Source organism: Streptomyces sp. A5-4, assembly GCF_051131715.1.
Taxonomy (GTDB): domain Bacteria; phylum Actinomycetota; class Actinomycetes; order Streptomycetales; family Streptomycetaceae; genus Streptomyces.
In genome coordinates this window covers 8441120-8454023 of sequence record NZ_CP178591.1, presented here as the reverse complement: position 1 = coordinate 8454023, position 12904 = coordinate 8441120, and the positions used below count along the sequence as shown (strand labels likewise).

Annotated in this window: 3 protein-coding genes; all 3 read right to left on the bottom strand. The window is 68.3% G+C overall.

What is annotated here, in order from left to right:
* Positions 1-25 precede the first annotated feature (25 nt).
* The 3 genes from ACLLJJ_RS39370 to ACLLJJ_RS39360 are packed head-to-tail and all read right to left on the bottom strand — an operon-like array spanning position 26 to position 12901.
* Positions 26-1231, bottom strand: a complete 1206-nt coding sequence (locus ACLLJJ_RS39370) for a cytochrome P450 (RefSeq protein WP_434599557.1) — start codon at positions 1229-1231, stop codon at positions 26-28.
* A 1-nt stretch (position 1232) separates the two neighbouring features.
* Positions 1233-5087: a non-ribosomal peptide synthetase gene (locus ACLLJJ_RS39365; RefSeq protein ID WP_434599555.1), complete on the bottom strand. Its 3855-nt coding sequence runs from the start codon at positions 5085-5087 to the stop codon at positions 1233-1235.
* On the bottom strand, positions 5084-12901 hold the full coding sequence (locus tag ACLLJJ_RS39360; protein WP_434599554.1) for an amino acid adenylation domain-containing protein: 7818 nt from the start codon (positions 12899-12901) through the stop codon (positions 5084-5086). The genes ACLLJJ_RS39365 and ACLLJJ_RS39360 overlap by 4 nt, the downstream gene beginning before the upstream one ends.
* Between the last annotated feature and the right edge of the window lie 3 nt (positions 12902-12904).

Below are 12904 nucleotides of genomic sequence, written 5' to 3'. Positions count from 1 at the left end.
TAGGAGTGGCGGGGAGGAGTGCCGCCTACGCCTGCCGGGTCCAGGTGAGCGGGAGTGAGCCGAGACCACCCAGGAAGTTGGAGTAGACGCGCCGCGCCGGCCCCGCCGCGCCCATCTCCCCCACCAGGTCGCGCAGGTCGCTCAGCACGGCACTGATCTCGGCCCGCGCCAAGAAGGCGCCCAGACAGAAGTGCGAACCGTAGGCGAAGGTCACATGCCGGTTCGGAGTCCGGTCCAGACGGAATCGGTCCGGTTCATCGAAGGCTTCCTCGTCCCGGTTGGCCGAGGCGTTCCACAGGGTCACGATGTCGCCGGCTCTGATCACTTGGTCGTGCAGGGTGAAGTCCGCGCCTGCTGTGCGTCCGGCATGCAGAGTCGGTGTGGTCCAGCGCAGCACTTCCTCGACTGCCGAATCCGTGGCGACCTCACCGGACCGGTACGCCGCCCACTGCGCGGGGTTCTCCAAGAGCGCGGCCACGCCGCCGACGAGAGCAAGACGAGTGGTCTCGTCGCCACCGAGAATCAGGCTGTAGCAGTTGAGAATGACCTCTTCGTCGGACAGTGGTGCGCCCTCGACCTGAATCTTCGTGAGGAGGCTGACGATGTCGTCCTGCGGGTTCCTGCGTCGCTGCGCGGCCAAGTCGGTGAAGTAGAGCAGGATTTCACCCTTGGAGACCCAGGAATCCTGTTGCAGTCTCAGCTCGCTTTCCGAGCCGAGGGCCGATGACGTCATGTCCAGGAGATGCTGCCGGTCTGACTGCGGTACGTCCAGGAGGTCACAGATGGCCCGCAACGGCAGTTGTCCCGCGACGTCTTGGGCGAAGTCGCACCCGCCCTTTTCCAGGAACTCGCCGACGAGCTCCCGGGAAGCCGCTCGAATGCTGTCGACCACCCCGGACAGGGCTCGGGGTGAGAAGGACTTCATCAGCGCGCCGCGCAGTTCGGCGTGGCGGGCACCGTCGGTGATGGGCAGCATCAGTCCCGCCGCGGAATCGCCGCCGCTCAGCAGGGTGTCGAGGACATTGCCCCGGTCCGAGCGGAAGCGTCCCGCGTCACGGTAGGCCCCGGCCACGTCCTCGTACCGCGTCAGGACCCAGAAGCCGGGCCGGGTACCGCGTCCCGGCTGCCAGTGGGCGGGTTCCTGTGTGCGCAGTCGCCGCCATACCTGCGACAGGTCCTCTTCCGCGTGCAGAGCCGGATCCGCGAAGTCGATTTCCGAGAGAAGCTGCATGTCAGGCTTCCTTTCCGCGTTCCGCGACGTGCTCGGACAGTGCGCGGCAGATGTCGGCGAGCGGAGCGGGGTCCATCATCCGGTAGTGCCCGCAGTCGATGTCGTGCATCGTGAACCGGCCGCCGCCGAACGCTGCCCAGCTCCCGGGGAGCACACCGTCCCGCGGTCCGTCGGCCGCGGCCCGGAAGTACACGATGTCGATGTCCGAACTGTGTGGTGGCACGGTCCGCAGGACCTCGACCGCGCAGTCGGCGGCCAGCCGCACTCCCTCCACCGCCCGCTCTCCAAGGGATACGAGCTGTTCCCCTGGGCCCCCGTCGGCGGAGAAGCCGATCCCGCCGAGGACGTCGCGCAGCATCTCGTCCGAGTCGGGCAGCGCGGTCGTATTCCCCGGGAGGTAGGAGTCCAACAGGGCCAGGAATTCGATGCGTTCGCCTTCCGCGATCAGATGGGCCGCCGCAGCGAAGGCGATGTTCCCGCCGACCGACCAGCCGAGCAGCCTGTACGGGCCTTCCTTCTGGACCGAGCGAATCCGGTCGGCGTAGTCCCGCACCATGTCGGCGAGTTTCGGGACTCCCGTCTCGGGTGCGCCGACACTGCGCGACTGCAGTCCGTAGACAGGCACGTCCGGATCGAGGTGCGGCAGCAGTCGGGCATACGGCCACGCCAGGCCACTCGCCGCGTGGACGCAGAACAGCGGCCGGTTCCTGCCTTCGCGCCGCAGCGGCAGCAGGACATCGAGCCCGGCCTCGCGACTGACTCCGTCGAGCCGTTTCGCCAGCGCAGTCACTGTCGGCGCCGCGAACAAGGTGCGGATGGAGAGTTCGACGCCCAGGGTTTTCCTGACTCGACTCACCAGCCGTGTCGCGAGGAGCGAGTGGCCGCCCAGGTCGAAGAAGCCGTCGTCGACGCCGACGCTGTCCACCCCGAGCACCTCGGCGAACAGGGCGCACAGTGCCTCCTCGCGGGCATCGCGCGGAGCACGGCCGGACTGTTCGTACACCGGAGCCGGCAGCGCCGCCCGGTCCAGCTTGCCGTTCGGCATCAGCGGGAAGCGGGCCACCTGCACAATCGCGGCCGGGGTCATGTACTCGGGCAGCTTCTCGCCGAGGAACCGTCGCAGGTCCCGCGCATCGAGGGCCGCATCGGGCGCTGCCGCGACGACGTAGGCAACCAGCCTCCGGTCGCCCGCCCGGTCCTCCCGTACGACCGCCACAGCCTGGGCGACCGCTCCGTGCCGCAGCAGGGCCGCTCCCACCTCTCCGAGCTCGACGCGGAAGCCTCGGATCTTCACCTGGTCGTCGAGGCGCCCGAGGTAGTCGAGGTTGCCGTCGGGCCGCAGGCGCACCCGGTCTCCGGTCCGGTACATCCGTCGGCCCGGAGGGCCGAACGGGCAGGCGACGAAGCGCTCAGCGGTCAGCCCCGGGCGGTTCAGGTAGCCGCGGGAGACGCCCGCGCCCGCGATGTACAGCTCGCCCGGGACTCCGACCGGCACGGGCTGGAGCCGCTGGTCCAGCACATACACCTGGGCGTTGGGGACCGGGCGGCCAATGGGGGGATCCCCTTCGGCCGGGCCGTCCGGGCTCCGCCACATGGTGGCGTACGTGGTTGCCTCGGTGGGGCCGTAGAGGTTGGAGACGACGCAGCCGGGAATACGTGCCCGCAGGTCGTGCACCAGGCCTCGCGGTACCGCCTCGCCGCCGAGCACCACATGTCGCGCGGACAGTTGGGTGCTGCCGCTCGTCAGGACGCTCGCCATCGCGGACGGGACGCCACTGAGCAGGCTCCCTAGCCAACGGTCCTGTTCCAGAACGGAGAAGAGGTCGTCGACGAGTTCCAGATGTCCACCGATCGCCAGGGGCGCGATGATTTCGAAGATGGAGACGTCGAAGCTCAAGGAGGTCGAGGCGAAAATCCTCGACATGGCCTCGGGCCCGAAGTGTTCTTTCACCGTGGCAACGAAGTTGACCGCGTTGGCCTGCTCGATGACCACCCCCTTGGGAACGCCGGTGGAACCGGAGGTGTAGATCACGTACGCGGGGTGGCGCGGCAGCAGTGGCCGGGTGCGCTCGGCATCCGTGATGGCGCCATCACCCAGGTTCATGGTGTGCCGTGTCACCGATTCGCCGTCCATGACGATCCGGTGCATGCCCTCCGGCAGGGCGAGTTCACTCGCTGCCGTGACGACGGCGATCCCGGGCCGGGCATCGGCGAGCATGTGGGCGACCCGGTCAGGGGGATAGCGCACGTCGACCGGTACGTAGGCGGCGCCGGTCTTGAGGACGGCGAGCACAGCGACGACCATGTCCGGGGCTCTGGGCAGAGCCAGGGCCACGAGTGTCTCCGGCCCGGCTCCGCGCGCGATGAGCAGCCTCGCGAACCGGTTGGCCCGTTGGTTGAGTTCACGGTAGGTGAGGGTGCTGCCGTCGTGCGTCACCGCGGGGGCGTCGGGGGCCTGAGCAGCCTGTGCTTCGAACAGGTCCGGGAGCGTCGCGGGGTCGACCGCGCGTTGGGTCGCGTTCCACTCCACGAGGATCCGCCGACGCTCCTGAGCGGTCAGGACGGAAAGGCCTCCCACGGTCTGATCCGGGTCGTCGACGACGGCCTCCAGCATCCGTACGAACCAGTCGCAGTACCTCTCCGCCTCGTCCCGGTCGAATTGGTCGGGCCGGTAGTCGAGGCGGATGCCCAGCTCGGCCCCCGGCGTACAGATCAGCGACAGCGGGTAGTGGGTGGCGTCGAAGCCACCAACGCCGACACAGCGCGCGTCGCCCAGGGAGAGTTCGCCGCCCGTCGGGTAGTTCTCGAACGCGGTCGTGGTGTCGAAGAGGTTCCCGAGCCCGATCCGGCGCTGGATCTCCGTGAGCCCCAGGTGATGGTGTTCGAACAGGTCCAGCTGCTCGTCCTGCACCCTGTCGAGAACGTCGGCCAGGGTGTCCTCGGGCCCCAGCCGCACGCGCGCGGGAAGGGTGTTGATAAGGAGCCCCACCAGAGATTCGATGTCCTCGACCTCTACGGTCCGGCCCGAGACCGTCATGCCGAAGAGCACGTCGTCTCTCCCGGTGAGCTGCCGAAGGACAAGCCCCCAGGCCACCTGGACCACGGTGTTGAGCGTGACCCCGCAGCGCCGAGCGCGGTCGGCGAGCGCCGCACTGCTGTCGGCGGGCAGTGTCCGAAGGACACGCTCGGGCACCACGGCTCCTCTGTCGGCGCTCTCCGGCGCGACCAGCGTGGCTCCGTCGACACCGAGCAGGGCCGCGCCCCATGCCTCCCGCGCCTCGTCGAGGTCGGTTTCGGCGAGCCAGTCCAGATAGGCCGTGTAGATGGGCGCCGGGGGCGAGTTCGCGTCCTGCGCCCCGGCGGCGTACAGCTGGAGGAGCTCTTCGAGGAGGAGCGAGGTCGACCAGCCGTCAAGAATGATGTGGTGGTTCGTCAGCACGAACCGCCAGCTCTCCTCCGCGACGCGGATCAGCAGGAAGCGGATCAGCGGCGGCTGTCCCACGTCGAAGCGCCGGAGGCGTTCCTCCTGAGTGATCCGGGCGGCCTCCGCCTGCCGCGCCGCGAGGTCGGGGTGTGACAGCTCCACCGAACGCCAGCTGAGCGGCGCGTCGGGAAGAACGAATCGTACGGGCTCTCCCGATTCGTCTGTTCGGAACCCGGAGCGCAGGCTGTCGTGGCGGCGTTGCACAGCGTGGCAGGCGTCGTGCAGCGCGGCCGGTTCCACCTTGCCCTCGAAGTCGAGGGTCAGCTGGGTGGTGTAGATGTCCTGACCGTCCGCGTCGAACGCGGTGTGGAAGAACAACCCCTGCTGCAGCGGTGACGGCCGGGTCTCCCGCTCGGACTCTCCGGCTGTCATACCGTCTCTCCCTTTCCGCGTGCGCGCGGGGATTTTTCATGGGCGCGTACGGACATGGTCTCCAGCGCCACGAACCACAGGTCGGCGAGCTCCTCCACCTGCTCCCGTTCGAGCAGGCCGGTGGGGTACGCCCAAGTGACGTGCAGTTCCGGGCCGTTGTCCTGGTCCATGGTGACTGCCGAGATCTCCAGCAGATGCGTCTGCGGCATGTCCGGGTCGCCGCCGCCGCCGACGGCTCCGGCCTCCGGAACCAGTGCCCACTCGGCGTCGGCCGGGCGGTCGAACCTGCCGAGGTAGTTGAACATGACCTGAGGTCGGGGCAGTCGACTCAAGGCCGGTGCGGTATCCGGGTTGAGGTGGCGCAACAGGCCGTAGCCGAGACCCTTGTCCGGCATGGTGGTCAACTGTTCATGCACCGCCCGCAGGGCGCCGTCCGGATCAGCCGCTCGCCCTTCGAGCCGCACGGGGAACATGCTGGTGAACCAACCGACCGTCGCGGACAGGTCGAGGTCGTCGGCAATCTCCTCCCGGCCGTGCCCCTCCACGTCGACCAGGAACGGTGCGTTGTCGCCGGTGGGGCGACCCGCGCGCCAGCTCTGCACCGCCCGGCCGAGGGCGGTGAGCAGGACGGAGTTGATGCCGGTGCCGAGCACGGCCGGAACGTGCGTCAACAGTCGCTCCGTGCGGTCCGCGGGCAGCACTCGGGTCACGGCGCCCTGTGTGCGCAGGACATCACGCCCCGGGTCGAGCGCGGAGCCTTGGAGCAGGTCTTCGGCGCCCTCAACTAGGCTGGTCCAGAAGGGGAGTTCGCCGGACCGTTCGAGCGCGTTCCTCGCCAGCCGGGTGCCCCACTCCGCGAACGAGACCGACTGCGTGTCCGCGGCGATGGTGTCGGCGCCTTCTTCGCCGTCCGTGGTCGCGTCCCACGCCGTGCGCAGGTCCTGCAGGAGAATCCGCCACGAGATGCCGTCGACCACCAGATGGTTGATCATCAGCAGCAGTCGTCCGGAACGTCCCGGTCCCGCGTCGAACCACACGGCTTGGACCATGTTCCCGTCGCCCGGCGCGAGCCGCTGGCGTGCCGAGTCGGCCTCCGCACGAACAACCCGGGACAGCTCCACGTCGTCCTGGCCGGCGACATCGACGCGCACCACCCGCTCGGCAGCACGCACGCGACCGCGTGGCAGTACGTCGATGCGCCACGCCGGGGTACGCTCCAGCCGCATGCGCAGGGCTTCGTGCCGGTCGATGAGCGTCTGGAGGACTGTCTGCAGCCGCCCCGTCCGCAGGTCGGCCGGGGTGCGTACGAGCATGGACTGATGGAACCCGTCGACCGGGCCGCCCCGGTCACGCTGCCATTGGATGATCGGCGTGAGGGTGATCGGCTCACCCGCCCCGTCCGGTGTCGGTACGGCGCGGGTGATCGGCTCACCCGCGCCGTCCGGTGTCGGTACGGCGGTCACCGCGCCCACGGCCGGTTGGCCTGCCTGCGTGGGCCGGCCGCTCTTCGGGGGCCGCTCACGAGCGTGCTTGGCCAGTTCGGCGACGGTTTTGCGGCGGAAGACGTCGCGAGCGGAGATCACCAGACCGCGGGCGCGTGCACGGGCCACCAGACGGATCGACACGATGCTGTCGCCGCCGAGGTCGAAGAAGCTGTCGTCGACACCGACGCTCGGCACACCCAGGATATCGGCGAACAACTCACACAACAGCCGCTCAGCCACCGTACCCGCCTCCCGCACCGGAGCCACAACAGCAAAATCAGGAACCGGCAACCCCGCACGATCCAACTTCCCATTCACCGTCACCGGCAACCCACCCGACAACACCACAACCACCGGAACCATATAATCCGGCAACACCTCAACCAACCGCGCAGACAACTCCCCAACAAGCCCCACCACCGACACCGAACCCACCGGCACCACATACCCAACCAACCGCCGCTCCCCCGGCCGATCCTCCCGCACCACCACCACCGCCCTCACCACAGACGGATGACCCTCCAACACCGCCTCAATCTCCCCCAACTCAATACGAAAACCACGCACCTTGACCTGATCATCAACCCGCCCCACAAAATCAAGCACACCCCCACCAACCCACCGCACCAAATCCCCCGTGCGATACATCCGCTCCCCCACACCACCAAACGGATCCGCGACAAACCGCCCAGCAGTCAACCCTGCCCTGCCCACATACCCCCGCGCCAACCCCGCACCCGCCACATACAACTCACCCACCACACCAACCGGCACCAACCCCAACCCCCCATCCAACACATACACCCGCGTATTCACCAACGGACGCCCAATCGACGGGCGTTGTACGTTGTCGGCCTCGACGCGCGCCGCGAGCGACCAGATGGTCGTCTCGGTGGGCCCGTACACATTGGTGACCTCGACGGCCAAGGAGCGCAGCTCACCGGCGAGTTTGCCGGGCAGCGTCTCGCCTCCCACCAGGACGCGAAGCCCCCGCAGAGCCTCCGGGACACTCTCCACGAGTCCGGCCCACAGCGAGGGGGTCGCCTGCATCACGGTCACCGAGTGTTCCTCGATCAAGCCGGCCAGCGCGAAGGGGTCCTGGGCGGTCTCGTCATCCGCGATCACCACGCAGGCGCCTTGACGCAGGGGCAGCAGCAGTTCGAGGTGGGCGATGTCGAAGGCCACGGTGGTGACGGCAAGCAGCCGGTCCGCCGGTGACATGGGCAGGTGGTCACCCATGCCCTCCAGCAGATTGGCGAGGTTCCGGTGAGTGACCGTGACGCCCTTCGGCCTGCCGGTGGACCCTGACGTGTAGATCACATACGCCGCGCTGTCGGGCAGGACGGCGCCTCCCGTCTCCGCCGCGGAAAGCTCGTCCTGCGACTGTCGCGCCAGGGCCGCGGTCAGGTGTGTGTCGTCCAGGGCGACCCATTCGGCGTCGCCGACCGCTCGGCGGGTGGCGAGGTCGGACAGCACCATGAGGGGGCGGGCATCGGACAGGACCATCCCGATGCGTTCTTTCGGGTGCCCCGGGTCGATGGGCAGGTACGCGGCTCCAGCCCTGTGCACGGCCAGCAGGGCGACGGGAAGATCGACGGAGCGCTCCATGGCCACGGCCACCAGCTGGTTCGCTCCCGCGCCGCGCCCGATCAGCTCACGTGCCAATCGGTTGGAACGGGCGTTCAGTTCGGCGTAGCTCAGCGAGGTGCCCGCGCATACGACAGCGGCGCTGTCGGGCGACTCCGTCGCCTGCCGCGAAAACCAGTACGGTACCGGCTCCGTGGCCACACTCCGCGCATGGCCGTTCCACTCCTCCAGGACGGCGCGACGCTCGTCCGGAGGCAGGATCTCCAACTGTCGCAGCGGCAGAGAGGGCGCCTGTGCGGCCTGCGTCAGAAACCTCTCGAAGTGGCGGGCCAGGCGTTCGGCCGTGGCCAGGTCGAACAGGTCCTCCGCGTAGATGAGCCGTCCTTCGAGGCCTCCCTGGGCCTCCGTGATGTCGAAGAGCAGGTCGAACGCGGTCGACGGACAGCGGTCGTCGTCCACGGCCTCCACTTCCAAGCCAGGGAGGTCGACCGAGGCCGCCGCGTTGTTCTGGAGGCTGAGCATCACTTGGAAGAGTGGGTGGCGCGCCGCGGACCGTGGCGGGTTCACCGCTTCGACCACGCGCTCGAAGGGCACATCCTGCTGCTCCATCACGGACAGCACCTCTGCTCTGACCCGCCCGATCAGCTCGGCGAAGGTCGGGGCGCCCGTGGTGTCGGTACGGATGACCACCGTGTTGAGGAAGCAGCCGATGAGGCCGTCCATGGAGGAGTCGGTGCGGCCTGCCACCGGGCTGCCCAACGGGATGTCCGTCCCGGCGCCCCACCGGGTCAGCAGGCCCGCCAGTCCCGCGTGCAGCACCATGAACAGGCTCGCTCCCTCCTGGCGGGCCAGTTCAGTCAGCCGCCGATGGCTCCGCGCGTCCAGGTGCACCTTGACGGATCCCGCGCGGCGCGAGGCGACGGCGGGGCGTACCCGGTCGACGGGCAGGTCGAGTTCGTCCGGTAGGTCCGCCAATGCCGTTGTCCAGTGGGCCAGTTGACTGGCGAAGGGACTTTCGGCGATTGCCGGATCACCCAGCAGCTCGCGCTGCCAGAGAGTGAAGTCCACGTACTGGACGGGAAGCTCCGCCCACCGCGGTGCGCACTGCGCCCGCCGGGCTTCGTAGGCGGTGCAAAGATCCCGCACGAACGGCGCCGCCGACCAACCGTCGAATGCTATGTGATGAACCGTGAGCACGAGGGTGTGCTGTTGTGCGCCGCTGGCGATGAGGACCGCGCGCAGCGGCACCTCGCGCGCGAGATCGAAGGGGAGGCGTGAGACCGTGGCCACCGTCTGCGCGAGGTCTTCCGGCGCGATCCGGTGTACCGGCAGATCAAGTTGAACGTCAGCTACATCCAGGACCCGCTGTTGTGGCTGTCCGTCCGTTGCCGGAAAGACGGTCCGCAGGCTTTCGTGGCGTACGACCACATCCTGCAGCGCCGCCCTCAGCGCCACCACGTCCAGATCACCCGAGAGGCGCAAGGACGTCGTGATCGTATGCGTCTCGTCGGCGGCGGCCAGTTCTCCCTGGAACCAGAACCTGAGCTGGGAGAAGGAGAGCGGCAGCGAGGCGGGCCGCCGCCGCACCGTCAGAGGTTTGCGCCCGGGCTTCGACTCGGCGAACCTGGCGGCCAACTCGGCCGGCGTGGGGGCTTCGAAGATCGCGCGCATGCCGATCTCCGTATTCAGCGCTGTGCGCAGTCGGCTCACGAGCCGGATTGCCAGGAGTGAATGACCCCCGAGGTCGAAGAAGCTGTCGTCGACACCGACGCTCGGCACACCCAGGATATCGGCGAACAACTCACACAACAGCCGCTCAGCCACCGTACCCGCCTCCCGCACCGGAGCCACAACAGCAAAATCAGGAACCGGCAACCCCGCACGATCCAACTTCCCATTCACCGTCACCGGCAACCCACCCGACAACACCACAACCACCGGAACCATATAATCCGGCAACACCTCAACCAACCGCGCAGACAACTCCCCAACAAGCCCCACCACCGACACCGAACCCACCGGCACCACATACCCAACCAACCGCCGCTCCCCCGGCCGATCCTCCCGCACCACCACCACCGCCCTCACCACAGACGGATGACCCTCCAACACCGCCTCAATCTCCCCCAACTCAATACGAAAACCACGCACCTTGACCTGATCATCAACCCGCCCCACAAAATCAAGCACACCCCCACCAACCCACCGCACCAAATCCCCCGTGCGATACATCCGCTCCCCCACACCACCAAACGGATCCGCGACAAACCGCCCAGCAGTCAACCCCGCCCTGCCCACATACCCCCGCGCCAACCCCGCACCCGCCACATACAACTCACCCACCACACCAACCGGCACCAACCCCAACCCCCCATCCAACACATACACCCGCGTATTCACCAACGGACGCCCAATCGACGGCTTTCCGCCTGCTTCTCCGGCCGATGTCAGGTGATGGCTGGTCGTGAAAGTGGTGTTCTCGGTCGGCCCATAGGCGTTGGTCAACATGGTGCCGGGGAATTCCTCCAGCATCTGTCGCACAGCCGCGGCCGAGGGCTCTTCGCCACCCACCAGTACGTGACTGAGTTCCGCGAGGAGGGGACTCCGTTCCTCGACAAGGGAGTTGAAGAGAGAAGCGGTCAGAAAGGCGCTGGTCACGCCGTGCTCCGCCACCGTCTGGTGCCTGAAATCAGCGGTGGACTCCTGGGGCGGTGCCACGACGACCGTGCCGCCGTTGAGCAGCGGCACCCACAGTTCGTAGGTGCAGGCATCGAAGGAATGCGGTGCGTGCGCGAGCACACGTGTGTGGGTACCGTCGGCCCAGCAAGGGTCCGCGGCGAGGGCCAGGATGTTCCGGTGGGTCACGACCACGCCCTTGGGGCGTCCCGTGGAACCCGAGGTGTACATCACATAGGCAGCGTGCGCTCCGGAGACACCGGGCAGTTCCTCGCGGGTCTGCGGTAGGTGGTCCGCCTCGGTGTCGACCACCACGGGAACGTTCGCGTGCACGGCCGACAGCTCGACGGCGCGCGGGCGCGTCGGGGCGTCGGTGAGGATCAGGCACGGGCGCGCTTCGTCCAGGACGGTGTGCAACCGGGCGTCCGGGCTCCGCAGGTCCAGCGGGAGGTAGCCGGCGCCGCTCTTCAGGACGGCCAGGAGCGCGACGGGGAGGTTCGCGGAACGCTCCATCGCCACGGCCACCAGTTGCTCGGGGCCCGCGCCGCGCAGCAGCAGGTGGCGCGCCAGCCGCTCCGCCCGGGTGTCCAGCTGCTCGTAGGTGAGACGATTCTCTCCGTAGATCACCGCGGTGCGCCGCGGCCCCTCGGTGACCTGCTGGTCGAAGCGGTCCGGCACGGACCCGGCGGGCAGGGGGAAGTCGGCGCCGTTCCATTCCTTGAGCATCCTGAGCCGCTCCGCCGGCGTCACCACGTCCAGCTGTCCGATCGGCCGGGAGGGGTTCGAGACCGCCTGCGTGAGGAAGCTCTCGAAGGAGCGGGCAAGGCGTTCGGCCGTCGCAGGGTCGAACAGGTCCTCCGCGTAGACGAGCCGTCCTTCCAGGCCCCCCGCTGCCTCGGTGATGTCGAAGAGCAGGTCGAAGGAGATGGACCTGTCCCTGGGGTCGCCCAGTATCTCCGCCACCACACCCGGCAGTTGGGGCTTCGTGGTCGCGTTGTTCTGCAGGACGAGCATGGTCTGGAACAAGGGGTGCCGCCCGGCGGAGCGCACTGGTTTCACGGCCTCCACGACCTGCTCGAAGGGCACGTCCTGGTGCTCGTACACGGACAGCAGATCGGATCGCACCCGCCCCACCAGCTCATTGAAGGACGGGTCCGCCGAGGTGTCCGTGCGGACCACCACCGTGTTGACGAAGCAGCCGATGAGGTCTTCGAGGTTCGCGTCGGTGCGGCCCGCCACCGGGCTGCCCACGGGGATGTCCACGCCGGCGCCCCAGCGCCGCAGCAGCCCCGCCAGTCCGGCATGCAGCAGCATGAACAGGCTTGCGCCTTGTTCCCGGGCGACGGCTTTGAGCTCTCGGTGGACCTCGGGGTTCAGATGGATGGGGATGGCACCGGCGCGGTGGCTCGCGGCGGCCGGACGGGGTCGGTCGGTGGGGAGCGCCAGTTCCGTCGGCAGGTCGGCGAGCTTCTTCTGCCAATGGGCGAGCTGCTGCGCGAACAGGCTCTCCGGGTCCTCGGGCGTCCCCAGCACATCACGTTGCCAGAGGGTGAAGTCGGCGTACTGCGCGGGGAGTTCCGCCCATTGCGGTGCACGGCCGGCCAATCTGGCCTCGTAGGCCGTGGACATGTCCCGTACGAACGGCGCGGTCGACCACCCGTCGAAGGCGATGTGATGAACCGTGATCACCAGCGCGTGGCCGTCGGGGGCCGTGGAGAGCAGGACCGCCCGCAGCGGCGTCTGCGACGAGAGGTCGAACTCCTGCTCCATGGCATCGGCCACGGCCGTGTCGACAGCGTTCGGCGCGATCCGCCGCACCGGGAGTTCGAACCGCGCCGCCCCGGTTTCCGCGTCCAGGATGAGCTGCAGCGCCTCGCCGTCCACCACGGGGAAGAGCGTTCGCAGAATTTCGTGGCGCATCACCACGTCCCGCAACGCGGCCCGCAACACCGATGCGTCCAGTGGGCCGGACAGGCGCAGCACAAAGGACGCGATGGGGGCTTCGTTCTGGTCGCCCATTTCGCCCTGGAACCAGAACCGCAGCTGTGAAAACGACAGAGGGATCATACG